The organism is Streptomyces sp. CA2R106 (genome assembly GCF_037034245.1).
In the GTDB taxonomy this organism is placed as follows: domain Bacteria; phylum Actinomycetota; class Actinomycetes; order Streptomycetales; family Streptomycetaceae; genus Actinacidiphila.
In genome coordinates this window covers 198,339-223,776 of the sequence record NZ_JBAGKC010000002.1, presented here as the reverse complement: position 1 = coordinate 223,776, position 25,438 = coordinate 198,339, and the positions used below count along the sequence as shown (strand labels likewise).

Sequence of the window (25,438 nt, the reverse complement as noted above, 5' to 3'; positions counted from 1 at the left end):
GGCCGGTGGTGGGCGTCGGAGGACTCGGCTGGCTCGGTGGCTGGGGTCACTGCCCCATCCTTCCGCACCGCAACCTTGTCCCGCTCGGGGGTGCGCAGATCCGCTCAGCGGAGCCGCTGTTTCAAGCCGTGTGTCAGGTGGATCGACGGGTCAAGCGCGCAGTCGCGTCGGCTGCGTGCGAGGTGCCGTGTGGTCCGGTCCGGCGGACCGGGCGCGAAGTACGCGGGGCGTGCACGGGGTGCGTCCAGCCGGGGCGTTCAGGCGGCGCGGGTGAACAGTTCGCGGGTGGCCTTGGCGCCGGACCGACCGGTGTAGTTCGCGCGGTGCGCGCGGGCACCGCGGTCGGTGGCGGAGGCAGCGGCGGCAGTGGCGGCCGCGGGGGCGCCGGCCGCGGTAGCGAGGGCACTGAGATCGCCGAACCCGTCGAGGCCGTCGAGGTCGTCGGCGGTGCGCAGGCTGCGGGCACTGGGCGAGGTGCCGTGGGCCTCGGCACCGATGCGCTGCTTCATCGTGGGCGGCAGCGTTCGGCCGCGGCTGCGGCGCACCAGGCGCGATTCGGCAGGGCGCGGTGCGGGGACGCGGGCCGCGCGTGCCTGCCCGCGGCTCGGCGGTGCGGCCGGTGCGTGCGCGGGTGCTCCGGCGGCCACCTCCTCCCGGGTCGTCGCCGCGACCTGCGCGACCTGCGCGGCGGGGGCAGTCGGGGCGGCGCCGGCGGCGACGGCCCGCCCGCGGGCGGCGGCACGGTCCGCGGTGGTGAATCCGAGTGCGGCGATGCACTTGAGCAGCACGCTGAGCAGCGCGCCCCAGAACGTCTTGATGTCGGCAGCCATCGACCTCTCGCTTCCTGGCTCGTATCCGGTGAACTGACTAATCCGATGATGCGGAAGCGAGCACACAAATCATGGCGCCGCACCTCGGGATCGGTGATATTCACATCAACGCCACTCGGATGGGGCAATCACGGCATCGCGGGCGGTCGCGAGCGGTTGCGGGTCAGGCGGCGGATCTGGTGTCGGACCGGGCGGCGGGGTCTCAAGCGGTGTGCGCCCGCCGGGCGGTCGCGGCGACCCACCCGGCCGCCGTGAGCAGCCAGGCCGCGACCGCGATCCACAGCAGCACGCTGCTGACGCCGTGCAGCCAGCCGACATGGGCCGCCTGCCCGGTGGACAGCCCCGCGACGGCGGTCATGCCCAGCGGGAAGACCGTGGACCAGCGGCGCAGGTCGTAGCCCGGGCGCGGCCGGACGAACTCGGCGCAGGCCAGCACCGCGTACCAGGCGAAGTCGAGCGTGAGCAGCACGAAGGCGGCCACGCGCAGGGCCTGGTGAACGCCGCCCGTCCACAGCGGCGAGGCGACGAGCTTCGACGCGGCGAGCGCGGAGATCGCCAGCGCACCGGCGGCCACCCACTGGTCGCCGTGGCCGGTGAACACCTGCCGGAAGTCGAAGCGGACCAGCGCCTCCCCGTACAGCAGCACTCCCAGGCAGCCGACCGCCAGCGCCGCGCGGGCCAGCCAGTCGCCGCGCCCGGCCAGCGCGAGGGTGCCGCCCAGCACCGCCAGGCCCTGGGTGGCGACGCACACCAGGAACGCCACGCCCGGCACCGGCCGCTTCCAGTGCCGCAGCACCGACACCAGCAGCCACGGCCAGGCGGCGGTCGCCACGGCCAGCAGCGCCAGGGCGAGGGACTGCCGGCCGGCCAGCGAGAGGCGGGTGCCGAGCACGCAGGTCGCCGCCACGGCGGTCAGCGCGGGCGGGTTCGCGGCGCTCGCCTGCCACCCGGCGCGGTCGTAGGCGAGTTCGAGGACGAAGGCGAGGGCCAGCACCAGCCACAGCGCGGCCGCGACGGCCAGCGCGACCGCGGACAGCACGCCGTAACCGGTCAGGCGCAGCCCCACCGACAGGATGCCGGTCGCCATCACGGCCGCGCCCGCGCCGGGCGGCACCGTACGCAGGCCCTCCAGCGCCCGTGCGACCGGGGAGCCGTGGGCGGGGCGGTGCGCCGCAGGTGTGCTCACCGTTTCATCGGATCGCAAGGGGTGCCGCTACGCCACCTTGGGGGGCCGAAGGGAGGAACCCGAGCGCGTGGCGCCCGGACGGCGGGCGGGCATCGGCCAAGTTGGGAGGGCCGACAGGGTGCGGCGGGACCGGCGGTTCGGCAGGCGGGCCGGCGGTCCGATCCGGAAGGGGCGGTATGCGCAGGAGCACGGACGGCTCGGGCCGCCACGACCAGGCGGCGCCCGCCCGGCAGTCGGCCGGCGACGGCACCGGCGGCCGACCCGGCGACGGCGGACCCGGTGAGCCAGGCTCCGGCGAACAAGGCCCTGGCGAGCCCGGCGCCCTCCTGCTCCGCGCCGGCCGCCACTTCCGCCGCGGCCGGACCGCGCCCGACCTGCACAGCGAACGCCTCGAAGGAGGCCGCGAGGGCGACCGCTTCTACCGCGACCGCTGGAGCCACGACAAGGTCGTCAACTCCACCCACGGCGTGAACTGCACCGGTTCCTGCCGCTGGAAGGTGTACGTCAAGGACGGCATCATCACCTGGGAGACCCAGGGCACCGACTATCCGACGACCGGACCGGACCGCCCCGAGTACGAGCCCCGCGGCTGCCCGCGCGGCGCCGCGTTCTCCTGGTACACCTACTCGCCGACCCGGGTCCGCTACCCCTACGTCCGCGCGGTGCTGCTGGAGATGTACCGGGAGGCGCGGGAACGGCTCGGCGACCCCGTGCTCGCCTGGGCCGACATCCAGGCAGACCCCGGGCGCCGCCGCCGCTACCAGCAGGCCCGCGGCAAGGGCGGCCTGGTGCGGGCGCGGTGGGAGGAGGCCGTCGAGATCGTCGCGGCGGCCCATGTGCACACCATCAAGGAGTACGGCCCGGACCGGGTGGCCGGCTTCTCGCCGATCCCGGCGATGTCGATGGTCTCGCACGCGGCGGGCGCCCGCTTCATGTCGCTGATCGGCGCCCCGATGCTGTCCTTCTACGACTGGTACGCGGACCTGCCGGTGGCCTCGCCGCAGGTGTTCGGCGACCAGACGGACGTACCGGAGTCCGGCGACTGGTGGGACGCCGCTTATCTGATAATGTGGGGCTCCAACGTCCCCGTCACCCGCACGCCCGACGCGCACTGGATGGCCGAGGCCCGCTACCGGGGCCAGAAGGTCGTCGTGGTCGCACCGGACTACGCCGACAACGCGAAGTTCGCCGACGAGTGGCTGCACCCGCACCCGGGGACGGACGGGGCGCTGGCGATCGGCATGGGCCACGTGGTGCTGAAGGAGTTCTTCGTCGACCGGCAGGTGCCGTTCTTCACCGACTACGTGCGCCGCTACACCGACCTGCCGTTCCTCGTCACGCTGACCGGGCACGAGGGTGGGGGCGAAGCAGGCGGCGGCGGGTATGTGGCGGACAAGTTCCTGCGGGCGGCCGACCTGGAGGCCGGCGGCGGCGCAGAGCCCGATGCCGATGCCGACGCAGAACCCGATGCCGATGCCGCTGCCGCTCAGTGGAAGACCGTCGTCTGGGACGGCGCGACCGGCCGTCCCGCGGTCCCCGGCGGCTCCGTCGGCTTCCGCTGGACCGCCTCCGGCCAGGGCCGATGGAACCTCGACCTCGGCGCGGTCGAACCGGCGCTGACCCTGCTCGACGTCGAGGGCGCCGTCCCCGTCGAGGTGCTGCTGCCCCGCTTCGACACCGACGGCGGCGCGCACGGGCAGGGGCGCGGCTCCGTCGTACGCCGCGGGGTGCCCGCCCTCCGGCTGCCCGGCGGGCGCCTGGTCACCACCGTCCACGACCTGCTGCTCGCCCAGTACGGGGTCGGCCGCGCCGGACTGCCCGGCGACTGGCCCGCCTCGTACGAGGACCCGGACACCCCGGGCACCCCCGGCTGGCAGCAGGTCCACACCTCGGTGCCGGCCGCGGCCTGCGTCCGTATCGCGCGGGAGTTCGCGGCCACCGCCGAGCGGTCGAAGGGCCGCTGCATGATCCTGATGGGCGCGGGCACCAACCACTGGTTCCACTCCGAGACGATCTACCGCGCCTTCCTCGCGCTGCTCCAGCTCACCGGCTGCCAGGGCCGCAACGGTGGCGGCTGGGCGCACTACGTCGGCCAGGAGAAGACCCGCCCGTCGACGGGATGGGCGACGCTCGCCGGCGCCGCCGACTGGTCCCGGCCGCCCCGGCAGGCGATCGGCACCGCCTACTGGTTCCTGCACACCGACCAGTGGCGCTACGACCGCTTCCCGGCCGATGTGCTCGCTTCGCCCCTCGGCCGGGGCCGGTTCGCCGGGATGACCGCCGCGGACTGCCTCGCCCAGGCCACCCGGGCCGGCTGGATGCCGTCCTACCCGACGTTCGACCGCAACCCCCTCGACCTCGGGGACGCCGACGACCCGGTCCGCTCGGCCGTCGACGAACTGCGCGCGGGCACGTTGAAGTTCGCGGGCGAGGACCCGGACGCCCCGCGCAACTGGCCGCGCGTGCTCACCTTGTGGCGCGCCAACCTGCTGGGCTCCTCCGCCAAGGGCGCCGAGTACTTCACCAAGCACCTGCTCGGCACGCACTCCTCGCTGCGCGCGCAGGAGGCGGACCCCGAGGTCCGGCCGCGCGACGTCGTATGGCACGAGCAGGCGCCCGAGGGGAAGCTCGACCTGCTGCTGTCGCTGGACTTCCGGATGACCTCCTCCACGCTGCTGTCCGACATCACGCTGCCCGCCGCGACCTGGTACGAGAAGCACGACCTGTCCAGCACGGACATGCACCCCTACGTGCACGCGTTCTCGCCGGCCATCGACCCGCCCTGGCAGACCCGAACCGACTTCGACGCCTTCCACGCGATCGCGGCGCGGTTCAGCGAGCTGGCCGCCGGGCACCTGGGCACCCGGCGGGACCTGGTGGCGACCGCGCTCCAGCACGACACGCCCGCGGAGACCGCCCAGCCCGGCGGGCTCGCGCTGGACTGGCGGCGCGGGGAGTGCGAGCCGGTGCCCGGCGTCACCATGCCGGGGCTGACCGTCGTGGAGCGCGACTACACCGCGATCGCCGCGAAGATGGCCGCGCTCGGACCGCTCGCAGAGGAACTCGGGCTGCCCGCCAAGGGGCTGGCACTGCGCCCGGACACCGAGATCGAGGTGCTGCGGGCACTCAACGGCGCGGTCACCGGCGGCGGCCCGGCGGACGGGCGGCCGCTGCTGGACACCGCGGCCAAGGCGGCCAACGCGATCCTGGCCCTGTCCGGCACCACCAACGGCCGCCTCGCCGTCCAGGGCTTCCGCACCCTGGAGAAGAAGACCGGCCAGGCCATGGCGCACCTGGCGGCCGACAGCGAGGCGCGGCGGATCACGTACGCCGACACGCAGACCGCGCCGGTGCCGGTGATCGCCTCCCCGGAGTGGTCCGGCAGCGAGGCCGGCGGGCGGCGCTACAGCCCCTTCACCCAGAACGTCGAGCAGCTCAAGCCGTGGCACACCCTCACCGGCCGCCAGCAGTTCTTCCTCGACCACGACTGGATGCACGAACTCGGCGAGGCGCTGCCGGTCTACCGGCCGCCGCTGGACCTGCACCGGCTCTTCGGCGAACCCGCCCTCGGCCCGGACGGCCGGCGGGAGGTGACGGTCCGCTACCTCACCCCGCACAACAAGTGGTCCATCCACTCCGAGTACCAGGACAACCTGTTCATGCTGTCGCTCTCGCGCGGCGGTCAGGTGATCTGGATGGCGCCGCAGGACGCCGACGCGATCGGGGTGCGCGACAACGACTGGATCGAGGCGGTCAACCGCAACGGTGTCGTCGTCGCCCGCGCGATCGTCTCGCACCGGATGCCGGCCGGCACCGTGTACATGCACCACGCCCAGGAGCGCACCGTTGCCGTCCCCCGGGCGCAGTCCACCGGCCGCCGCGGCGGCACCCACAACTCGCTCACCCGGCTGCTCCTCAAACCGACCCACCTCATCGGCGGCTACGCCCAGTTGAGCTGGGCCTTCAACTACCTCGGTCCGACCGGCAACCAGCGGGACGAGGTCACCGTGATCCGCCGCCGCACCCAGGAGGTGACGTACTGATGCGGGTCATGGCGCAGGTCGCGATGGTGATGAACCTCGACAAGTGCATCGGCTGCCACACGTGTTCGGTCACCTGCAAGCAGACGTGGACCAACCGGCGCGGCATGGAGTACGCCTGGTTCAACAACGTGGAGACCAGGCCGGGGCAGGGCTACCCGCGGCGCTGGCAGGACCAGGACCGGTGGCGGGGCGGCTGGCGGCTCAACCGCCGGGGCCGGCTCACGCTGCGGGCCGGCAGCCGGGTCGCGCGGCTGGCGAACATCTTCGCCAGCCCGGTGCTGCCGGGCATCAAGGACTACTACGAGCCGTGGACGTACGACTACGCCAACCTCGTCAACGCGCCGCTGGGCGAGGACTATCCGGTGGCAGAGCCGCGCTCGCTGCTCACCGGAAAGCCGATGAAGATCGAGTGGAGCGCCAACTGGGACGACGACCTCGGGGGGTCGGTCGAGCACGCCGACGCGGACCCGGTGGCGGCGGGCGCACGGTCGGGTGCGGGTGCGGGTGCGGGTGCGGGTGCGGGTGCGGGCGTAGGCGTAGGCGCGGGCGCGGATGCGGGGCAGGACGCGCGGGATCAGCAGGCCGCGCGGGTCGCCGAGAAGGTGCGGACCTCCTTCGAGGAGACCTTCATGTTCTACCTGCCGCGGATCTGCGAGCACTGCCTGAACCCGGCGTGCGTCGCCTCCTGCCCCTCCGGCGCCCTCTACAAGCGCGAGGAGGACGGCATCGTCCTGGTCGACCAGGACCACTGCCGCGGATGGCGGCAGTGCGTGACGGGCTGCCCCTACAAGAAGATGTACTTCAACCACCGCACCGGCAAGGCCGAGAAGTGCACCTTCTGCTATCCGCGGATCGAGGTCGGGCTGCCCACGGTGTGCTCGGAGACGTGTGTGGGCCGGCTGCGCTACCTCGGGGTCGTGCTGTACGACGCGGACGCGGTGACGGCCGCCGCCTCGATGCCGGCCGAGCACGACCTCTACCGGGCGCAGCTCGGTGTGTTCCTCGACCCGGAGGACCCGGAGGTGCGGCGGGCGGCCGAGCGCGACGGCATCGCGTACGACTGGATCGAGGCGGCCCGCCGCTCCCCGGTGCACGCGCTGATCAGCCGATACCGGGTGGCGCTGCCGCTGCATCCGGAGTACCGGACGCTGCCGATGGTCTGGTACATCCCGCCGCTGTCGCCGGTGGTGGAGGCGCTGACCGGGACGGGCTTCGACGGGGAGGACGCGGGCAACCTGTTCGGCGCGATCGACGCCCTGCGCATTCCGGTGGAGTACCTGGCCGGGCTGTTCACGGCGGGCGACCCGGCGCCGGTGCGGGCGTCGCTGGAGAAGCTCGCCGCGATGCGCGCGCACATGCGGGCGATCAACCTCGGTGACGCCGAGGCGGGTTCGCGGTCGGACGCGGCCGACGCGGTCGGCATGAGCGGACCGCAGATCGAGGAGATGTACCGGCTGCTGGCCATCGCCAAGTACGAGGAGCGGTACGTCATCCCGACCGCCGCCATGGGCGACGCGCGGCGGCTGGAGGAGTCGGCGCTGCCGGCGGAGTGCTCGCTGGACGGCGAGGGCGGCCCGGGAATGGGAGGCGGCCTGGGGCCGTTCGGCGAGGACTCCGGGCGGCGGCAGCTCCCGCTGGTCAGCCTGGAGAGCTTCCACGCGCTGCGCAGACGACAGACCAGCGACGACGAGGGGGAGCGGTGAGCGCGCCGGCGATGGCGGCCGCGCGGCCGATCCCGTACCGGGCGGCGGTGCTGTACCAGGCGGCCGCGCGGCTGCTGGCCTACCCGGACGCGGAGCTGGCCGGTGAGCTGCCGCTGCTCCGGGAGGCGCTGCGGGCGGTGGGGACGCCGGAGGCGGAGGCGCTGCTGCCGGTGGTCGCGTATCTCGCGGGGGCCGGGTCGGCGGGGGTGGCCGAAGCGGCCGGGCGGGGGTCGGGGGCCGAAGAGGCGGCGCGGGGCCCGGAGGTGGCGGCCGCGCCGGCGGACCTGTCCGGCCTGGCGGCCGCGTACGTCGCCACCTTCGACTTCACCAGCCGCCACTGCCTGCACCTGACCTGGTGGACCGAGGGCGACACCCGGCGCCGCGGTGCCGCGCTGGTCCGCTTCAAGGAGCACTACCGCCGGTACGGCATGGACCCGGTGGATGGTGACCTGCCCGACTTCCTGCCGGTGGTACTGGAGTTCAGCGCGGCCACCCGCACCGACGCGCTGCTGCGCGAGCACCGGCCCGCCCTCGAACTGCTGCGGCTGGCCCTGACCGAGAACGGCACGCCCTACGCCCGGGTGCTGGAGGCCGTGTGCGGCACGCTGCCCGGCGCCTCCCCGGCGGACCGGGCGCAGGCGATGGCGATGGCCCGCGGGGGACCGCCGAGCGAGGAGGTGGGGCTGGTGCCGTACGGCCACCTCGGACTGCTGCCGCTGCTGACCGACCGATCGGAGAGCCGCTGATGAACACCCTGCTGTGGGGCGCCCTGCCGTACGTCGCCTTCGCGCTGCTGGTCACCGGCCTGATCTGGCGGCACCGCTACGACACGTTCGGCTGGACCACCCGCTCCTCGCAGATCTACGAGTCCCGGCTGCTCTCGGTGGCGTCGCCCGTCTTCCACTACGGCATCCTGTTCGTGCTCGCCGGCCACCTCCTGGGGCTGTTCGTACCGGCGTCCTGGACCGACGCGATCGGTGTCGACGAGCACGTCTACCACCTCCTCTCGCTGATCGGCGGCACCCTCGCGGGCCTGCTGGCGATCGTCGGCATCGCGCTGCTGGTCTACCGGCGCCGCACCAACGCGCCGGTGCTGCTGGCGACCACCCGCAACGACAAGTTCATGTACGTCCTGCTGCTCGGCGAGATCGCGATGGGCCTGTACGCCAAGCTCACCAACTCGTCCTTCAGCCACGGGTACGACTACCGCACCACGATCGCGCCCTGGGCCCGCAGCCTCTTCACGCTCGACCCCAGCACCGACCTGATGGCCGGTGCGCCGCTGACGTACCGCATCCACGCGGTCATCGGCATGGTGCTGATCGCGGTGGTGCCGTACACGCGCCTGGTGCACATGTTCAGCGCGCCGGTGCAGTACCTCTTCCGCCCCTACCTCGTGTACCGCAGCCGCGGCCCGCTCACCGAGCAGCCGCAGCCGCGGGGTTGGGACCGCGTGGACGCGTGACGCCGTGCGGCCCCCGACTCGTCTCCGCTGAACGACCCGTGCTCGTCCTCGTATCTCCGCAGGCCGGCCCCGAGCAGCTGGATGCCGAAGTACTCGGCGAAGGCGGCGCGGGGGTAGGAGGACATGGCGCCGGAGACGAGCCATGCGCCGGTGCCAGGGCTACCAGCCGGGCGCCGACGAAGCCTCCTTTCGTGACCCGCGGAAGGCCGCACGCCCGGCGTTGGTGCAGGTCCGGTACTCCAGGTCGTCCAGCAGGTTGAGCAGGAGCAGGCAGTCACCGTCCTTGCCCCGTACCTCGAAGATCCCCTCCACCGAGTCACGCCACGCCAGGACCATCTGCCGGTCCGTGTCGGACAGGTCCGGCCCTCCCCGAACGCTACGAGGTCTTCCTTCAGTTCGGCGCTACGTCGTAGGACCGGTGCGAGATCGGTGACGGTGCTCATGTCGTCCTCCGCCGCGCCTCGCCGCCTGTCCGGGTCGCTCCAGGACGGTCGTGGCGAACGGAACGGCCAGGTACTCGTCGATGACCGCCAGGAATCCGTTGACCGCCTCGACCTCGTCGAACGTCTCAACGGTCGCTTTCTCGATCAGCGCGTCCAGTTCGGCGGTGCCGCGTGTGCTCATCTCAGCCGCGGTAGCGAGCCGATGCGCGCTTCGTCGTCCGCTTCCACGAGACTGCCGTCGTGGTACGGCCATGTGTTGTCGCCACTGGTACGGGGTTCGTTGCTCGTAAGGTCATGCCTATGCGACTGAGCACTGTGATCCTGCCGATCTACCGCTGGGCCGAGGGGCGGAAGGTGTGGGAGGGGGCGGAGGAGCTGGGCTTCCACGCCGCCTACACCTACGACCACCTGTCGTGGCGGGTGCCGTTCCGGGACCGGACGTGGTTCGGGGCGATCCCGACCCTGACCGCCGCCGCCGGGGCGACCACCTCCATCCGCCTGGGCACCCTCGTGACCTCGGTCAAGCCGCGTTCATGCATCACGGGCTGACCTGCGGAAAAGAGAATGGGACCAACGGAGAACGCCTCAACCGCGCCGGTCCTCGGTGCGCGGGTCGACAGTCGGAACCTTCTCCGTGTGTTCAGCGTGGGCGGATGCGGAGCAGTTCACTGAGCCGGTCTCCGATGACGGAGACGCCGGGGCGCAGTTCGTTCTCGTCGTACCAGGGCTTGCGTCGGCGCAGGAGTGCGTCGCCGTGCTCGCTCCAGGTGAAGCCGGGTTGGCGCAGGAGCTTTTGGAACACCGTGTCGACAGTCAGCGGGTGTGCGGCGGCCCGGCGGTGGATCGGCAGTGGTGTGATCGACTCCTCGCGCAGATAGGTGCGGAGCAGGTCCTGGTGGTGTTTGCGGCCCGGAAGGTCGGGGTTCGCGAACAGGTCCCGCAGCGATCCGTAGTCCGCGTAGAAGTTGAGTCCGTCGACTTGGTCGTAGATGACGCCGACGGTCTGCGCGTCCGCCAGTTCGGCAGGCAGCGTGAAGAGGGGCGACTCCGGGGCGGTGTGTCTGCCCCGGTCGCGGCCGAGCGGTTGGCCGGCGGTGGCTGCTTGTTGCCGGTGGCGGTAGTAGGTATTGATGCGTTCCTGGGCCTCCCCGGGTGTGAGGACCAGTTCGTCGCTGCCGAAGAACTCGGTGAAGGAGGACCGGTCTTCCCGCATCGAGCGCCATCCCTGCTCGGTCTTCTCGGGATTGCGGAAGACGAGGTCAGGTCGGGTGGTGGCCAGTTCGAGAGCCGCGGCGGCGATCTCCGGTGCGGCGGCCCTGGGGTAGGAGGACATGGCACCAGAGACGAGCCACGCGCCGGGCAACGGTGTCAGGGCTACCAGTCGGGCGCCGAGGAAGCTTCCTTTCGTGACCCCGCGGAAAGCTGCCCGCCCGGCGTTGGTGTAGGTCCGGTACTCCAGGTCGTCGAGCAGGTTGAGCAGGAGCAGACAGTCGCCGACCTTGCCCCGTACCTCGAAGAGCCCCTCCACCGGGTCACGCCAGGCCAGGACCATCTGACGGTCCGGGTCGGTCAAGTCCATCCGACGGGTGACGAAGCGGTCGGTGACGGTGGTGCCGTCCGGAAGGCGGTACTGAAGAAGGAAGCGGTCGATGACGTTGATCGCGGTTGCCTCGTCCAACGTGCCGTCGGAGCCGGCGGCTTCCGTCAGGAGCGGGCCGAGGAACCGCTCGAAGGTCCGGCCCTCCCCGAACGCTACGAGGTCTTCCTTCAGTTCGGCGCTGCGTCGTAGGACCGGTGCGAGATCGGCGACAGGGTTCATGTCGTCCTCCGCCGCGCCTCGCCGCCCGTCCGGGCCACTCCGTCAACTCCGCACCAGCGCCGGTACGCCTCGACCCAGCGCGCCCCGTCCGGAGGTGGTTCGGGCAGGGGCAGTTCAGCCAAGCCGATGTCCTGGTGGAACCCCTCCCGGACACAACGGGCAACCAGGCGGGAGTCGCTGGTGAGGTCGACCTCGACCACGGTCACCTCGACACCCAGGACGGTCGTGGCGAACGGCACGGCCAGATGTTCGTCGATGACCGCCAGGAATCCGTTGACCGCCTCGACCTCGTCGTACGTGTCAACGGTCGCTTCCCCGATCAGCGCGTCCAGCTCGGCAGTGCCGCGTGTGCTCATCTCAGCCAGGGTAGCGAGCCGGTGTGCGCGTCGTTTTCCGCTTCCACGAGACTGCCGGCGCGGCACGGTATGTGTCGCCACTGGCGGGGGGGTTCGTTGCTCGTAAGGTCGTGCGCATGCGACTGAGCACTGTGATCCTGCCGATCTACCGCTGGGCCGAGGGGCGGAAGGTGTGGGAGGGGGCGGAGGAGCTGGGCTTCCACGCGGCCTACACCTACGACCACCTGTCGTGGCGCGTGCCGTTCCGGGACCGGACGTGGTTCGGCGCGATCCCGACGCTGACCGCGGCGGCGGGGGTGACCGGGACCATCCGGCTGGGCACCCTCGTGACCTCGCCGAACTTCCGGCATCCGGTTCCGCTGGCGAAGGAGCTGATGACCCTGGACGACGTCAGCGGCGGGCGGGTGACGCTGGGGATCGGGGCCGGCGGGACCGGCTTCGACGCCTTGGTGCTCGGGCAGGAGGCATGGTCGCCGCGCGAACGGGCCGACCGGTTCGCGGAGTTCGTCGAACTGCTCGACCGGCTGCTCAGCCAGGGCGACATCACCTTCGGGGGCAGCTACTACTCGGCGGTCGAGGCACGCAACATCCCCGGCTGCGTGCAGAGCCCGCGGCTGCCGTTCGCCGTGGCGGCCACCGGGCCACGCGGCATGAAGCTGGCCGCGAAGTACGGCCAGGCGTGGGTGACCACGGGCGACCCGGCGCTCTACGAGACGGGGACCCCGCAGCAGTCGCTGGCGGCGATCCGGGACCAGGTCGAACGGCTCGGCTCGGCGCTGCGCGACGCCGCCCGCGACCCGGCCGGGGTGCCCAAGGTGCTGCTGACCGGCTTCACGCCGGACCGGGCCGCCCCGTTCAGCTCGCTGGACGCCTTCGTAGACTTCGCCGGGCGGCACCTCGAGGCCGGGATCGACGAGATCGTCATGCACTGGCCGATCCCCGACTCCGACTTCGGCTACGACCACGCGATCTTCGAGCAGATCGCCATCGAGGCGCCCGGGCAGCTCGGCTGATACCGCTCAGCGCCGGCCAGGGACGTACGGCGCCGGGGGTCATGGTGCGGCTGCCCGCCCGGCCAGCGCGTCCATCCGGCGGGCGGCCGCCTCACGGTCGGCGGCCGCCGCGACGAACTCCGCGATGCGCTCCGCACCCACCAGGTCCCGTACGGCGCCGATGGTGGTGGCGGGCAGCAGGACGGAGACCGGCTCGGACGCGGCACGAGGTGCAGCGGCGGGGGCGGGCGGCGGCGTTGGGGCCGGTGGGGGCGCGGGTGTGGGCTGCTGCTCGGGTGCTGCCGACTGCAGGGCGGCGTCGCCCAGGTGGCGCCGGATGTGCTCGGTGGCCCGCAGCCGCATCGCGCGCGCCAGTTCGGCGTCCACGGTCTGCTGGGCGAGCGGGCGCAGCCGCCGGATGAGGTCGATCGCCTCGGTGGCGTCCTCCGCCGTCGGCGGGTGCTGGAGGAAGCGCTGGAAGACGTGCTCGGTGGTGAACTCCAGGAACCGCTCGGAGATGTGCTCGACCTGGCCGCGCACTTCTTGCAGATGCCCGGTGATCGCGGACAGCGGCACCCCGGCGCGGTGCAGCTCGGCGGCGACGGCCAGCTCGCTGGGGCTCGGTGCCAGAAACTCGTCGTCATGCCCGGGCACCGCCTCCAGGACGCCCAGCCGCAGCGCCTCCTCGACCGCCCCCAGGTCCATCACCCCGCCGAACGACTCGGTCAGCTCCGCCAGTGCTATCCGGGCCGGCGACTCGTCGGACCACGGCCGGTCCACCTCCCCGACCAGCCCGAGCACGCCGCCGAGCCCGGTCCCGGAGTCCCAGGCGGCGAGCAACTCCTTGATGCTGGCCAGCGTGTACCCGCGCTCCAGCAGGTCGGCGATCTGCCGCAGCCGGACCAGGTGCGTGTCGTCGTAGACATTGGCCCGGCCCTGCCGCCCGGGTTTGGGCAGCAGGCCGCGGTCGGTGTACGCCCTGATGGTGCGGACCGTGGTGCCGCTGAGGCGGGACAACTCCTCGATCCGGTAGGCGCGCTGCTCTTCCGCGGTGGTCACGGTCGTGCTCCTCGCTGCTGTGCGGTGCGATGGGTCAGGAGGCGGCGGGCCGTCCCGCCGCCTGGTCGTGGGCGGTCGTCCCGGCGACGGCCTGCGCGGCCGGGGATATCGCCAGGTAGTCCACCGCCTTGTGCAACGACCCTTCCTGCGACGGATGGTACGACCGGCGCAGGTAGCGGGGCATGGCCGCGTGCAGCGAGGCCCAGGAGGGGACCAGGCCGCGGCGGGCGGCGGCGCGGTGGTCCTTGAAGCGGTAGCGCCCCTGCGCCAGCTGCGGGTCGTGGCGCAACAGGTACCGGGCGCCGGCCACCCACAGGTAGAACAGGGTGGGCCAGGCCAGCGCCATCCCCTCGGCCCGGCGCAGATAGCGCACCGCGCCCTTGCCACCGGTGTGCTGGTACATGTCGAAGGCGACCGAGCGGTGCTCGACCTCCTCGGCGCCGTGCCAGCGCAGCAGGTCGAGCATGACCTCGTCGCTGCCCGCGTCGTCGAGCGCCTCCGAGTCCAGTATCCAGTCGCCCAGCACCGCGGTGAAGTGCTCGATCGCCGCGATCAGCGACAGCCGGAAGCGCAGCCACTCGCGGCGCGGCACCGGCAGGCCCCACGGCGGCCGCTCGCCCAGCAGCACGTCGAACATCCACTCCACATGCCGGGTGTAGGACGCGGTGTCGAGCTGCTGCTCGGTCAAGTGCTCCAGCACGTAGGCGTGTTGGACGCTGTGCGTGGCCTCCTGCCCCATGAAGCCCTTCACGTCCTTGAGCAGGCGCTCGTCGGTGATCAGCGGCAGGGCTTCCTTGAACACCTTCACGAACCACCGCTCGCCCGCGGGCAGCAGCAGATGCAGCACGTTGATCACGTGGGTCGCGGTCGGCTCGCCCGGAATCCAGTGCAGCGGCGTCTGCTTCCAGTCGAAGGTGACCCGGCGGGGTTTGATCGCATGGCTCACGGGGTGTGGCCTCCTTACGGGGTTCTGCGGGTGGAGTGGACGGGGCGGGCCGGCTGGCCGGCAGCCATGCAGGACGGACGGGTGGCTGGTCGGCGGACTGCGGTCGGCGGTGGGCGGTCGGTCGGAGCACGGGCGCCCCCACCGGCCGGCTACATCGGCGGGTCGACCCGGGCGAGGGCCCGCAGAGCTCCTGGCGACATCCGCGACAGCAACCGCGCCCCGCGTGCCTCCGGGGTGACCGGCACGACGGCGGTGTCCCGGAGCACCGCGCGCACCACGGCCCGAGCCACCTTCTCCGGCGGGTAGTTGCGCCGGGCGTACAGCTTGGCGCTCTTGGCCCGGCGCCGCTCCTGCTCCTCCTCGCTGACTCCTGTGTGCCGCGCGCTGCCGGTGATCGCGGTGTTGACCAGGCCGGGGCATATCGCGCTCACCCCGATGCCGTGCGGCGCCAGTTCGGCTCGCAGGCACTCGCTGAGCATCAGCACGGCCGCCTTCGAAGTGCTGTAGGCCGGCAACGCCTTGGACGGCTGGAAGGCCGCGGCCGAGGCGGTGTTGACGATGTGGCCGCCCTGGCCGCGCTCGGCCATCTGCCGGCCGAAGAGCCGGCAGCCATGGATCACCCCCCACAAGTTGACGTCCAGCACCTGCTGCCAGTCCGCCACCGTGGTGTCGAGGAACGGGCCGGCCAACCCGATGCCCGCGTTGTTCACCACCACGTCGGGCACCCCGCGCAGGTCGGCGGTGCGGGCCGCGAACTCCTCCATCGCCCCGGCGTCCGCGACGTCGACCACCTCCGGCCAGGCGTCGGCCGCGCCGGCCCGGCGGGCGTACGCCGCGGTCGAGGCGGCGCCCTCCGCGTCCCGGTCCACCGCGACCACCCGTGCGCCGGCCTCGGCGAAGGCGAGTGCGGTCGCCCGGCCGATGCCGCTGGCCGCGCCGGTGACCACCACCAGCTGTCCGGCGAACCGCTCCCGCGCCGCCGCCAGCCCCCGGCCGAGCACCGTCCGCCGGGCGGGGTCCTGCTCCTCTTCCCCAGGGGCGGGGGCGCCCTCCGCCGCGGAGACGAAGTCCGTGATCCAGCGGCTGAGCTGGTCGGGGCGGGAACGCGGCACCCAGTGCTTCGCGGGCAGGGTCCGCCGGGTCAACCGAGGCACCCAGCGGTCGAGGTCGTCGTAGAGCCGTTCGGAGAGGAAGGCGTCATGGGTGGGGGTGATCAGCAGCACCGGCACATGGGCGACGGGGTCGGGACGCGGGTGGGCGAGCCGGCGCCGGACGTTGTCGCGGTAGAGCCAGGCTCCGTGTGCGGCGTCCTGCGGGAGGGAGCCGGTCGGATAGCCGTCGGACGGGACCTTCTCGGCCCGGGCGAGCAGCTTCGGCCACTGCTTGCCGAGCGGTCCCCGCCAGGCCAGTTCGGGAAGCACGGGGGTGTGCAGCGCGTACACGTACCACGACTTGGTGAGCTGGTTGAGGAGTTGGCCGGTGCGGCGGGGGGTGGGGCGGCGCAGCCTGCGTGCGATCCAGTGGCCGAAGTGGTCCAGGCTCGGGCCGGAGATCGAGGTGAACGAGGCGATCCGCCCCTCTGTGGCGGCGACGGTGGCGAACTCCCAGCCCTGCACGGAGCCCCAGTCGTGGCCGACCAGGTGCACCGGGCGGTCGGGGCTGACCGCGCCGGCGACCGCGAGGAAGTCCTCGGTCAGCTTCTCCAGGGTGAAGCCGCCCTTGAGCGGGTCCGGAGCGGACGAGCGGCCGTGGCCGCGTACGTCATAACTCACCACGTGGAAGTGGTCGGAGAGCCGCTCGGCGACAGCCGACCAGACCTCCTGGCTGTCCGGATAGCCGTGTACCAGGACGACCGTCGGCGGGCCGCCGGGCGGGGCCGCGGCGCCGTACTCGGTCAGGCACAGGCGCACTCCGCCGGCGCCGGTCACGAAGCGGTCCCGCGCCGCTACCGTCTCCCGCTCGGCACCGGCCCCTTCCACGCCCGCGCCCGTATCCGCACGCGCGCCCGTACCCGCGCCCGCGTCGGCCGTCCCGCCCTTGCCGTCCACGCCGTCCATGTCGTCACCGCCTCAGCACCGACCAACACTGTCAGTGATCAATGTGACATTGTCCGATGGCAACGTCAAGACATCCGGCACCGCCCGACGGCGCTTTCACCCGATCGAGTGGCAACCCCTACGGGGGGTCAACCGTGAGTCGTACGGCAAGCACCGCCCCGCGGGCGACGCGCGGCGGCCGCGCCGCCCGCTACCGTCGGGGCCGTGAATGTGATCGCTACCGAGAGCCTGAGCAAGCGGTACCCGAGGGTGACCGCGCTCGACCGGCTGACCGTGGACATCACGCCCGGTGTGACCGGGCTGGTGGGCGCCAACGGAGCCGGCAAGTCGACCCTGATCAAGATCCTGCTCGGTCTCGCCCCGGCCACCGAGGGCCGGGCCACCGTGCTCGGTCGCGACGTGGCCTCGGACGGAGCGGAGATCCGTGCCCTGGTCGGCTACATGCCCGAGCACGACTGCCTCCCGCCGGACGTCTCGGCGACGGAGTTCGTGGTGCACATGGCCCGCATGTCCGGGCTGCCGCCCACCGCCGCCCGCGAGCGCACCGCCGACACCCTGCGCCACGTCGGCCTCTACGAGGAGCGCTACCGCCCGATGGGCGGCTACTCCACGGGCATGAAGCAGCGCGTCAAGCTCGCCCAGGCGCTGGTCCACGACCCGGAACTGGTGCTGCTCGACGAGCCGACCAACGGACTCGACCCGGTCGGCCGCGACGACATGCTCGGCCTGATCCGCCGCGTGCACACCGACTTCGGCATCTCGGTGCTGGTCACCTCGCACCTGCTCGGCGAACTGGAGCGCACCAGCGACCACATCGTCGTCATCGACGGCGGCAAGCTGCTGCGGGCCTCGTCCACCAGCGACTTCACCCAGACCACGGGCTCCCTCGCCGTCGAGGTCACCGACCGCGAGGACGACCTGTACGCGGCGCTGACCGCCGCCGGGCTGACCGCCCACGGCACCGGCCACCTGCTGATGGTCGACATCGCCGGCGACGAGACGTACGACACCGTTCGCGACGCGGTGGCCGAACTGGGCGTCGGCCTGGTGCGGATGGAGCAGCGCCGCCACCGGATCGCCGAGCTCTTCTCGGACGAGGACGCGAACGAGGACGCGGATGTGGAGACCGGCGCCGGCACTGGCACCGGCGCCCCCGTCCCCGCGGGCACAGGAAGGAGCACCCGGTGACCCAGCCCGACCTGACGCCCACGGACGTCATCCACGACATCGGCTACCGCCCGTACCACGGCCCCCGCCTCGGCCGCGCGTACGCCCGCAAGTCGCTCTACGTGCAGAGCCTGCGCGGCGCGTACGGACTCGGCCGCAGCGCCAAGTCCAAGGTGCTGCCGATGCTGCTGCTCGCTGTGATGTGCCTGCCGGCGCTGATCATCGTGGCGGTCACGGTCTTCACGGACCGCAACGACCTGCCGCTGCAGTACACCCGCTACGCGATCGTGCTCCAGGCGGTCATCACGCTCTTCGTCGCCTCCCAGGCGCCGCAGGCCGTCTCGCGCGACCTGCGCTTCAAGACCACCCCGCTGTACTTCTCGCGGCCGATCGAGGCGGTCGACTACGTGGCCGCGAAGTTCGCCGCGATGGCCTCCGCGCTGTTCCTGCTGACCGCGCTCCCCCTGCTGATCCTCTACATCGGCGCACTGCTGGCGAAGCTGAGCTTCGGCCACCAGACCGCCGGGTTTGCGAAGGGCCTGGTGTCCACAGCACTGCTGTCCCTCCTGTTCGCCGGCATCGGGCTGGTGATCGCGGCCGTCACCCCGCGCCGGGGCTTCGGCGTCGCCGCGGTGATCACCCTGTTCGTGATCAGCTACGGCGCCGTCTCCGCGGTGCAGGGCGTCGCGGACAACCAGGAGAAATGGCACGTCATCGGCTGGCTCGGGCTCTTCTCCCCGATCACCCTGATCGACGGCTTCCAGACCTGGTTCCTGGGCGCCGCGTCCTCCTTCCCCCACGCCTCGGGGCCGCCGAACGCGGCGGCCGGCATCGCGTACCTGCTGGTCGTCCTGGCGATCCTGGCGGGCAGCTTCGGGCTGCTGATCCGCCGCTACCGGAAGGCGGGCCTGTCGTGACCACCATCGGTATCAACGCGGTCTCCCGCTGGTTCGGGAACGTGGTGGCCGTCAACGACGTCACCATGTCCATCGGCCCGGGCGTCACCGGGCTGCTCGGCCCCAACGGCGCCGGCAAGTCCACCCTCATCAACATGATGGCCGGCTTCCTCGCACCCTCCGGCGGCAGCGTCACCCTCGACGGCACCGTCATCTGGCGCAACGAGCAGGCCTACCGCCAGATCGGCATCGTGCCCGAACGCGAGTCCATGTACGACTTCCTGACCGCGCGCGAGTTCGTCGTCGCCAACGCCGAACTGCACGGCCTCGCCGACCCCGGCGCCGCCGCCCAGCGCGCCCTGGCCACCGTGGAGATGGAGTACGCCCAGGACCGGCGGATCGAGACCTACAGCAAGGGCATGCGGCAGCGCGCCAAGATGGCGTCGGCGCTGGTGCACGACCCGTCGGTGCTGCTGCTCGACGAGCCGTTCAACGGTATGGACCCGCGCCAGCGGCTGCACCTGATGAACCTGCTGCGCGCCATGGGCGCGGACGGCCGGACCGTGCTGTTCTCCTCCCACATCCTGGAGGAGGTCGAACAGCTCGCTCACCACATCGAGGTCGTCGTCGCCGGGCGGCACGCCGCCTCGGGTGACTTCCGCAAGATCCGCCGGCTGATGACCGACCGCCCGCACCGCTACCTCGTGCGCTCCAGCGACGACCGCGCGCTCGCCTCGGCACTCATCGCGCACGGCTCCACCGCGGGCATCGAACTGGACGCCACCGAGCGGGCGCTGCGCATCCAGGCGGTCGACTTCGCCGGCTTCACCGCGTACCTGCCGCGGATCGCCCGCGAGCACGGCATCCGCCTGTACGCGGTCTCGCCGTCCGACGAGTCGCTGGAAAGCGTGTTCTCCTACCTGGTCACGGCGTAAGGAACGACCGACATGTCCACCACCTCCACGCTTCCCGACGCGCCCGCCGCCAAGCCCGCGGCACCCCGTACCGGCGGCTTCTCCTGCTACCACCCCACCGTGGCCAGGCTCACCTACCGCGCGCTGCTCGGCCGGCGCCGTGCCCTGCTGCTCTTCTCGCTGCCCGTCCTGCTGCTGGTCATCGCCGCCTTCGTCCGCGCCCTGGTCGGCGCCGACGACGGCACCGCGAGCGACATGCTCCAGGGCTTCGCGCTCAGCTCGATGCTGCCGCTGCTGGGCGTCATCGCGGGCACCGGCGCGATCGCTCCGGAGATCGACGACGGCGCCATCGTCTACCTCCTCGCCAAGCCGATCAGGCGCTCCACGATCATCTGCACCAAGCTGCTGGTCGCCATCGGCGTCACCCTCGCCTTCTCCGCGGTCCCCACCCTGCTCGCGGGTTATCTGCTCAACGGCAACAGCGCGAACATCGCGGTCGCGTACGGCATCGCCACCGCCGTCGGGTCCGTCGCCTATGCCGCGGTCTTCCTGCTGCTCGGGGTGGTCACCCGGCACGCGGTCGTCGTCGGGCTCGTGTACGCGCTGGTGTGGGAGACGGTGATCGGCAACCTGGTGCCCGGCGCGCAGACGCTCAGCGTCCAGCAGTGGGCGCTCGCCGTCGGCGCCGAGGCCGCGCACGGCGGCCTCGTCACCTCGGCGGTGTCGCTGCCGACGGGCATCGTCCTGCTCGTCGCGGTCACCGTCCTGGGCACCTGGTACGCGGCGCGGCGGCTGAGCACCCTGAAGCCGGTCGGCGACGAGTAGGGCGGCGCGAACCGCCCGCCGAAACCGCGGCGCCCCGGCTGCCAGGAGGCGAGGACTCCAGGCGGCCGGGGCGTTCGCCTGCGGCACACAGCGAACGGTCCGAGACTGGAAGGGATGGTCCAGGACTCCTCTCCCCGCACGCCGCCGTCCCAGGGCGGTGTCCCCGGATCGGCCGCCCCGCGCCACCGGCCCGCCCCCGCCGACCTGCGGCGCGCCGCCGTCGCCTGGGTGCGCTCCACCCCCGGCACCCATATCTGGCTGCTGATCATCCTGGTCACCAGTACGGTCGCCGCGCTGCTGCCGGCCGATGTGCGCACCCACCTGCTGCACGAGGTCAGCACCAACCTGGTGGAGCTGCGCCTGCACCCGATCCGGGTGCTGGTCGCCAGCGCGCTGTGGATACAGGGGCCGTCCGGCCTCGCCCTGTACGTGGTGCTGTTCGAGGTGGTGCACGCCACCGCGGAACGCTGGCTGGGCACCGCGCGCTGGCTCGCGACCGCCGTCTTCGCGCACGTGGGCACCACACTGCTCAGCCAGAAGGCGGTCTTCCTCGACATCCGGGACAACCGCCTGCCGCACTCCCTGGCGTACACCGTGGACATCGGCGTCAGCTACGGCCTCGCGGGGGTCGCCGGGGTCCTTACCTACCGGCTGCCGCGCCGCCTGCGCTGGCCCTACGCGGTAGTGCTGGTCGGGCTGTTCGGCTACCGCCTGGTGGACAACGACACCTTCACCGACCTCGGCCACTTCACCGCGGTGCTGATCGGGCTGTGCTGCTACGCCCTGACGCCCTTGCCGCCGCCCCCGACCCCGACCCCGGCTCCCCCTCCGGACCCGGACCAGGCCGCGGGCCCCCGAGGGGTCAGGAAGCGGCCGCGCCCATGAGGCGCTCCAGCACCACAGCGATACCGTCCTCGTCGTTGGACAGGGTGATCTCGTCGGCCACGGCCTTCAGGTCGGGGTGGGCGCCTGCCATCGCCACGCCGTGCCCGGCCCAGCGGAACATCGGCACGTCGTTCGGCATGTCCCCGAACGCGATGGTTCGGGCCGCGGCCGCGCCCAGCCGCCTGGCGGCCAGGGACAGCCCGGTCGCCTTGGTGAGGCCGAGCGGCAGCAGCTCCACGATGCGCCGGCCGGCCATGACGACGCCCACCAGGTCCCCGGCGACGGCCCTGGCCGCGTCGGCGAGCGCGTCGTCGTCCAGGTCGGGGTGCTGGATGTAGAGCTTGTTGATCGGCTCGGCCCACAGCTCGTCGCTCCCGGTCATGTGGATGACCGGCAGCTCGGGGTTGTAGACGTAGCCCTCGCCGACCAGCACCTCGCCCTCGAGGCCGTCCCGGCTGGCCGCCACGGAGAGGCGGCCGACCTCGGCCTCGATCTTGGCGAGCGCCACCGCGGCCAGCTTGCGGTCCAGCGTGACCGAGGTGAGCAGGCGGTCGCTGCCCGCGTCGTACACCTGGGCGCCCTGGCCGCACACGGCGAGCCCCTGGTAGCCGAGGTGGTCCAGGATGTGGCGGGTCCAGGGCACCGAGCGGCCGGTGACGATGATGTGCGCCGCACCCGCGCCGGTCACGGCGGCGAGCGCGGCACGGGTGCGCGGTGAGACGGTGCCGTCCTCGCGCAGCAGGGTGCCGTCGAGGTCGGTGGCGACCAGCCGGTACGGCAGCGGGCCGGTGGCGGGGACGTCGGCCGCGGCCGGCCCGGTCGCGGTCACTTGGCGGCGGACTTCGCGACGGCCGCGGTGGGCTCCAGCACCTCGCGCCCGCCCAGGTACGGCCGCAGGACCTCGGGCACCCGGACCGAGCCGTCGGCCAGCTGGTGGTTCTCCAGCAGGGCGACGATGGTGCGGGTCACCGCGCACAGCGTGCCGTTGAGAGTGGCGAGCGGCCGGGTGCCGTCGCTGTCGCGCATCCGGATGCCGAGGCGGCGGGCCTGGAACTGCGTGGTGTTGGAGGTGGAGGTCAGCTCGCGGTACTTGCCCTGGGTGGGTACCCACGCCTCGCAGTCGAACTTGCGCGACGCGGAGGCCCCCAGGTCGCCCGAGGCCAGCTCGATCACCTGGAACGGCAGTTCCAGGGAGGACAGCCACTGCTTCTCCCACGCCAGCAGCCGCTGGTGCTCCGCCTCGGCCTCCTCCGGCGTGGTGTAGACGAACATCTCGACCTTGTCGAACTGGTGCACCCGGAAGATGCCGCGGGTGTCCTTGCCGTACGACCCGGCCTCCCGGCGGTAGCAGGCGGAGAAGCCCGCGTACCGCAGCGGCAGCCTGGACGCCTCGATGATCTCGTCCATGTGGTAGGCGGCGAGCGGGACCTCGGAGGTGCCGACGAGGTAGAGGTCGTCCTTCTCCAGGTAGTAGACGTCGTCCTCGACCTGGCCGAGGTAACCGGTGCCCGCCATGGCGGCGGGCCTTACCAGGTTCGGGGTGAGCACGGGGGTGAAGCCCGCCGCGGTGGCCTGCGCGATGGCCGCGTTGACCAGGGCCAGCTCCAGCAGGGCGCCGATGCCGGTGAGGTAGTAGAAGCGCGAGCCCGACACCTTGGCGCCGCGGTCGGTGTCGATCGCGCCGAGCAACTCGCCCAGTTCCAGGTGGTCCTTGGGGGTGAAGCCCTCGGCCGCGAAGTCGCGGGGGGTGCCGACGGTCTCGAGGACGACGAAGTCCTCCTCGCCGCCGATGGGGGCGTCGGGGTGCACCACGTTGCCCAGCCGCAGCAGAAGCTGCTGGGCCTGCTCGGCAGCCTCCTGCTGCTCGGCGTCCGCGGCCTTCACCGAGTCGGCCAGCTCCTTGGTGCGCCTCAGCAGTTCGGCGCGCTCCTCGCCCTGCGCCTTTGAGACCAGGCGCCCCAGCTGCTTCTGCTCGGCGCGCAGCTCGTCGAAGCGGGTACTGGAGGACCTGCGCCGCTCGTCGGCGGAGAGCAGCGCGTCGACGAGCGCGACGTCCTCTCCACGGGCGCGCTGCGAGGCGCGCACTCGGTCGGGGTCCTCACGAAGCAGGCGAAGGTCAATCACGGTCCACAGGCTACCCGGCGTCAGTCGGCTCAGGCGACAACTTAAAGGCGGCAATGTGTGCAATGTCCGATTCGCTGGAAAAGCGAAAGAAGGTAGCTAAGGTGGCGATAAAGCCATGCGTCAACGCAATTCCGGCGGTCGCCCGGTGGGGTCGGTCGGCCTGTGGAGAAACGGAGTTGATCCACTGCGGAGGCCGCTACCGGAGGGGGCGCGGGCCCCTCTGCGGCCGAGTTATCCACAGGCGGTGGGGAAATCTCGGCCCGTTGTCCACAGGGTGTGGGAGAGATCTGTGGAGAAGTGGAGAGATCATTTCCCGGGGTCGGAGTTCGGCTATGGATTCCCCGCGCAAACCCGTTCCACACTCACTTTCGGGTGAGATCTGTTCCCCCGGGAGGATGGCGAGGGGGATTTGGGGTGACGCGGGGTGAGGTGTCGCACTCCGGGGCGAGCTGGCGGCTGTGTACCAATTTGTCGACTTGGCCGCTTTTCACTGTCGACTTGTCCCCAGTTACCCACAGCCTGCGCGCCGACCCTGTGGATAACTCTGTGGACAACTCGCAAGATGGCTGGTGGGCAAAGCCAAGGCAAACGCCAGAGGGCGCGGGGTGGTGGTCACGCCGTGTCACACTGCGGCCCTTGGTCGCGGCCCGTCCCTGCCCGGGAAGACCTCAGGCGCGGCCGTCGAGCGCCCGGTTGAGCCAGTCCGCCGCCGCGGTGAACTCCTCGTCGCTCGCACCGCGGCGCACCACGGGCGCGATCTCGTCCGCACGCGGGTACGACCCGAGCAGCCGCACCTTCAGGCAGCGCCGGTGCAGCCCGAGTAGCGTCTCGCTCACCCGCCGGTCGGTCAGGTGGCCCTCCGCGTCCACGGAGAAGCAGTACTGCCCCAGCCCCTGGCCGGTCGGCCGGGACTCGATCCGCATCAGGTTCACCCCGCGGATCGCGAACTCCTGGAGCAGGTCGAGCAGCGCGCCCGGGTGGTCGTCGCGCAGCCAGAACACCGCCGACGTCTTGTCCGCCCCGGTGGGCGCCGCCATCCGCGCCGGCCGGCCCACCAGCACGAAGCGGGTGGTGGCGTTCGAGGCGTCGTGGATCTCGGTGGCCAGCGGTTCGAGCCCGTAGGTCGGAGCGGCGAACTCGCCGGCGAAGGCGCCGTCGTAGCGCGACTCCTGGACCAGCCGGGCGCCGTCCGCGTTCGAGGCGGCCGACTCCCAGACCGCGTCCGGCAGGTGCGTCGTCAGCCACTGCCGGACCTGCACCTGGGCGGCGGGGTGGCCGGTCACCGTCTTCACGTCCGACAGCTTCGTGCCCGGCCGGACCAGCAGCGCGAACGCGATCGGCAGCAGCACCTCGCGGTAGATCATCAGCGGGGTGCCGAACGCCAGCTCGTCGAGGGTCGTGGTGATGCCGCCCTCCACCGAGTTCTCGATCGGCACCAGCGCGCCGCCCGCCTCGCCGTTGCGCACCGCGTCCAGCGCCGCTGCCACGGACACCATCGGGACCAGCTCGCGGGTGGCGGACTCGGGCAGCGTGCGCAGCGCGGCCTCGGTGAAGGTGCCCTCAGGCCCCAGATACGTGTAACGGCTCGCCGACGACATGAGTTCAGCCTAATGGCCCACGCGGCCGCACCCGCCCGTCCCGTACGGTTGTTCCCAGGACGTCGCACGGACGTACGAGACACGCGGGAGCCCAGCGCCGGGCGCCCGCGCGCCAGCCCTCCCGCCGTGC

Annotated in this window: 22 protein-coding genes and 1 pseudogene; 11 read left to right on the top strand and 12 right to left on the bottom strand. The window is 72.2% G+C overall.

The window, feature by feature from the left end; translation table 11 throughout:
• Positions 1-257: 257 nt before the first annotated feature.
• Positions 258-830 (bottom strand): DUF6344 domain-containing protein, encoded by a 573-nt coding sequence (locus WA788_RS04160; RefSeq protein ID WP_335971693.1) that lies wholly within the window; start codon positions 828-830, stop codon positions 258-260.
• Between the two features lie 202 nt (positions 831-1,032).
• Positions 1,033-2,016: a tellurite resistance/C4-dicarboxylate transporter family protein gene (locus tag WA788_RS04155; protein ID WP_335971691.1), complete on the bottom strand. Its 984-nt coding sequence runs from the start codon at positions 2,014-2,016 to the stop codon at positions 1,033-1,035.
• Between the two features lie 176 nt (positions 2,017-2,192).
• Between WA788_RS04155 and WA788_RS04150 the strand changes: the two genes are divergently transcribed.
• From WA788_RS04150 to narI, 4 genes are read left to right on the top strand one after another with little or no spacing between them, the layout of a single operon-like run.
• The gene (locus WA788_RS04150; RefSeq protein ID WP_335971690.1) at positions 2,193-6,059 is read left to right on the top strand and encodes a nitrate reductase subunit alpha; all 3,867 of its coding nucleotides are present in this window, start codon (positions 2,193-2,195) and stop codon (positions 6,057-6,059) included.
• Positions 6,059-7,762 carry a nitrate reductase subunit beta gene (locus tag WA788_RS04145; RefSeq protein ID WP_335971688.1) on the top strand — a complete coding sequence of 568 codons (1,704 nt, stop codon included), beginning with the start codon at positions 6,059-6,061 and terminating at the stop codon, positions 7,760-7,762. Before WA788_RS04150 ends, WA788_RS04145 begins: the two co-directional genes overlap by 1 nt.
• A gap of 11 nt (positions 7,763-7,773) precedes the next feature.
• Positions 7,774-8,508 (top strand): nitrate reductase molybdenum cofactor assembly chaperone, encoded by a 735-nt coding sequence (gene narJ / locus WA788_RS04140; RefSeq protein ID WP_443033976.1) that lies wholly within the window; start codon positions 7,774-7,776, stop codon positions 8,506-8,508.
• A complete protein-coding gene (gene narI, locus WA788_RS04135; RefSeq protein ID WP_335971684.1) occupies positions 8,508-9,227 on the top strand; it encodes a respiratory nitrate reductase subunit gamma in 720 nt (239 codons plus the stop codon). Before narJ ends, narI begins: the two co-directional genes overlap by 1 nt.
• 159 nt (positions 9,228-9,386) lie before the next feature.
• Here the strand turns inward: narI and WA788_RS04130 are convergent, their stop codons facing one another.
• Positions 9,387-9,563, bottom strand: coding sequence for a hypothetical protein (locus WA788_RS04130; RefSeq protein ID WP_335971682.1), 177 nt, complete (start codon positions 9,561-9,563; stop codon positions 9,387-9,389).
• A 66-nt stretch (positions 9,564-9,629) separates the two neighbouring features.
• Positions 9,630-9,851, bottom strand: a complete 222-nt coding sequence (locus WA788_RS04125; RefSeq protein ID WP_335971679.1) for a hypothetical protein — start codon at positions 9,849-9,851, stop codon at positions 9,630-9,632.
• 119 nt (positions 9,852-9,970) lie between these two features.
• On the opposite strand from WA788_RS04125, the pseudogene WA788_RS04120 reads away from it, so the two are divergent.
• Positions 9,971-10,213 (top strand): annotated as a pseudogene (locus WA788_RS04120) (LLM class flavin-dependent oxidoreductase); the annotation flags it as partial.
• Between the two features lie 97 nt (positions 10,214-10,310).
• Here WA788_RS04120 and WA788_RS04115 read toward each other — a convergent pair.
• Positions 10,311-11,489, bottom strand: a complete 1,179-nt coding sequence (locus WA788_RS04115) for a hypothetical protein (RefSeq protein WP_335971678.1) — start codon at positions 11,487-11,489, stop codon at positions 10,311-10,313.
• Complete coding sequence (locus WA788_RS04110) at positions 11,486-11,845, bottom strand: hypothetical protein (protein ID WP_335971676.1); 360 nt, start codon at positions 11,843-11,845, stop codon at positions 11,486-11,488. The genes WA788_RS04115 and WA788_RS04110 overlap by 4 nt, the downstream gene beginning before the upstream one ends.
• A gap of 116 nt (positions 11,846-11,961) precedes the next feature.
• On the opposite strand from WA788_RS04110, the gene WA788_RS04105 reads away from it, so the two are divergent.
• The gene (locus WA788_RS04105; protein WP_335971674.1) at positions 11,962-12,858 is read left to right on the top strand and encodes an LLM class flavin-dependent oxidoreductase; all 897 of its coding nucleotides are present in this window, start codon (positions 11,962-11,964) and stop codon (positions 12,856-12,858) included.
• A gap of 39 nt (positions 12,859-12,897) precedes the next feature.
• Here the strand turns inward: WA788_RS04105 and WA788_RS04100 are convergent, their stop codons facing one another.
• From WA788_RS04100 to WA788_RS04090, 3 genes are all read right to left on the bottom strand, one after another.
• On the bottom strand, positions 12,898-13,896 hold the full coding sequence (locus WA788_RS04100) for a MerR family transcriptional regulator (protein ID WP_335971673.1): 999 nt from the start codon (positions 13,894-13,896) through the stop codon (positions 12,898-12,900).
• A 34-nt stretch (positions 13,897-13,930) separates the two neighbouring features.
• Positions 13,931-14,842: a metal-dependent hydrolase gene (locus WA788_RS04095; protein WP_335971671.1), complete on the bottom strand. Its 912-nt coding sequence runs from the start codon at positions 14,840-14,842 to the stop codon at positions 13,931-13,933.
• 149 nt (positions 14,843-14,991) lie between these two features.
• The gene (locus tag WA788_RS04090) at positions 14,992-16,899 is read right to left on the bottom strand and encodes an SDR family oxidoreductase (protein WP_335971670.1); all 1,908 of its coding nucleotides are present in this window, start codon (positions 16,897-16,899) and stop codon (positions 14,992-14,994) included.
• Positions 16,900-17,109: 210 nt separating this feature from the next.
• Here WA788_RS04090 and WA788_RS04085 point away from each other — a divergent pair, with 210 nt between their 5' ends.
• The 5 genes from WA788_RS04085 (at position 17,110) to WA788_RS04065 (ending at position 21,586) form a co-directional block, all read left to right on the top strand.
• Positions 17,110-18,087: an ABC transporter ATP-binding protein gene (locus tag WA788_RS04085; protein WP_335972216.1), complete on the top strand. Its 978-nt coding sequence runs from the start codon at positions 17,110-17,112 to the stop codon at positions 18,085-18,087.
• Entirely contained in the window at positions 18,084-18,983 is a 900-nt protein-coding gene (locus WA788_RS04080) for an ABC transporter permease (protein WP_335971669.1), read from the top strand. The genes WA788_RS04085 and WA788_RS04080 overlap by 4 nt, the downstream gene beginning before the upstream one ends.
• Positions 18,980-19,897: an ABC transporter ATP-binding protein gene (locus WA788_RS04075; RefSeq protein WP_335971667.1), complete on the top strand. Its 918-nt coding sequence runs from the start codon at positions 18,980-18,982 to the stop codon at positions 19,895-19,897. The genes WA788_RS04080 and WA788_RS04075 overlap by 4 nt, the downstream gene beginning before the upstream one ends.
• A gap of 12 nt (positions 19,898-19,909) precedes the next feature.
• Positions 19,910-20,701 carry an ABC transporter permease gene (locus WA788_RS04070; RefSeq protein ID WP_335971664.1) on the top strand — a complete coding sequence of 264 codons (792 nt, stop codon included), beginning with the start codon at positions 19,910-19,912 and terminating at the stop codon, positions 20,699-20,701.
• 114 nt (positions 20,702-20,815) lie between these two features.
• Complete coding sequence (locus tag WA788_RS04065; RefSeq protein ID WP_335971663.1) at positions 20,816-21,586, top strand: rhomboid-like protein; 771 nt, start codon at positions 20,816-20,818, stop codon at positions 21,584-21,586.
• Here WA788_RS04065 and WA788_RS04060 read toward each other — a convergent pair.
• The 3 genes from WA788_RS04060 to pheA all read right to left on the bottom strand — a co-directional run bounded on the left by WA788_RS04060 (position 21,564) and on the right by pheA (position 25,308).
• Positions 21,564-22,415 carry an HAD family hydrolase gene (locus tag WA788_RS04060; protein WP_335971661.1) on the bottom strand — a complete coding sequence of 284 codons (852 nt, stop codon included), beginning with the start codon at positions 22,413-22,415 and terminating at the stop codon, positions 21,564-21,566. The genes WA788_RS04065 and WA788_RS04060 overlap by 23 nt on opposite strands.
• Positions 22,412-23,710 carry a serine--tRNA ligase gene (gene serS, locus WA788_RS04055; RefSeq protein WP_335971659.1) on the bottom strand — a complete coding sequence of 433 codons (1,299 nt, stop codon included), beginning with the start codon at positions 23,708-23,710 and terminating at the stop codon, positions 22,412-22,414. The genes WA788_RS04060 and serS overlap by 4 nt, the downstream gene beginning before the upstream one ends.
• Before the next feature lie 668 nt (positions 23,711-24,378).
• Positions 24,379-25,308 (bottom strand): prephenate dehydratase, encoded by a 930-nt coding sequence (pheA, locus tag WA788_RS04050; protein ID WP_335971657.1) that lies wholly within the window; start codon positions 25,306-25,308, stop codon positions 24,379-24,381.
• Positions 25,309-25,438 lie beyond the last annotated feature (130 nt).

Bases quoted from the DNA above. Each gene is read 5' to 3' on its own strand.
- WA788_RS04145 (WP_335971688.1), top strand. From the start codon at position 6,059: ATGCGGGTCATGGCGCAGGTCGCGATGGTGATGAACCTCGACAAGTGC.
- WA788_RS04110 (WP_335971676.1), bottom strand. From the start codon at position 11,845: ATGAGCACACGCGGCACTGCCGAGCTGGACGCGCTGATCGGGGAAGCG.
- WA788_RS04125 (WP_335971679.1), bottom strand. From the start codon at position 9,851: ATGAGCACACGCGGCACCGCCGAACTGGACGCGCTGATCGAGAAAGCG.
- WA788_RS04115 (WP_335971678.1), bottom strand. From the start codon at position 11,489: ATGAACCCTGTCGCCGATCTCGCACCGGTCCTACGACGCAGCGCCGAA.
- WA788_RS04150 (WP_335971690.1), top strand. From the start codon at position 2,193: ATGCGCAGGAGCACGGACGGCTCGGGCCGCCACGACCAGGCGGCGCCC.
- WA788_RS04070 (WP_335971664.1), top strand. From the start codon at position 19,910: ATGTCCACCACCTCCACGCTTCCCGACGCGCCCGCCGCCAAGCCCGCG.
- pheA (WP_335971657.1), bottom strand. From the start codon at position 25,308: ATGTCGTCGGCGAGCCGTTACACGTATCTGGGGCCTGAGGGCACCTTC.
- WA788_RS04090 (WP_335971670.1), bottom strand. From the start codon at position 16,899: ATGGACGGCGTGGACGGCAAGGGCGGGACGGCCGACGCGGGCGCGGGT.
- WA788_RS04105 (WP_335971674.1), top strand. From the start codon at position 11,962: ATGCGACTGAGCACTGTGATCCTGCCGATCTACCGCTGGGCCGAGGGG.
- narI (WP_335971684.1), top strand. From the start codon at position 8,508: ATGAACACCCTGCTGTGGGGCGCCCTGCCGTACGTCGCCTTCGCGCTG.
- WA788_RS04065 (WP_335971663.1), top strand. From the start codon at position 20,816: ATGGTCCAGGACTCCTCTCCCCGCACGCCGCCGTCCCAGGGCGGTGTC.
- WA788_RS04160 (WP_335971693.1), bottom strand. From the start codon at position 830: ATGGCTGCCGACATCAAGACGTTCTGGGGCGCGCTGCTCAGCGTGCTG.
- narJ (WP_443033976.1), top strand. From the start codon at position 7,774: ATGGCGGCCGCGCGGCCGATCCCGTACCGGGCGGCGGTGCTGTACCAG.
- WA788_RS04130 (WP_335971682.1), bottom strand. From the start codon at position 9,563: ATGGTCCTGGCGTGGCGTGACTCGGTGGAGGGGATCTTCGAGGTACGG.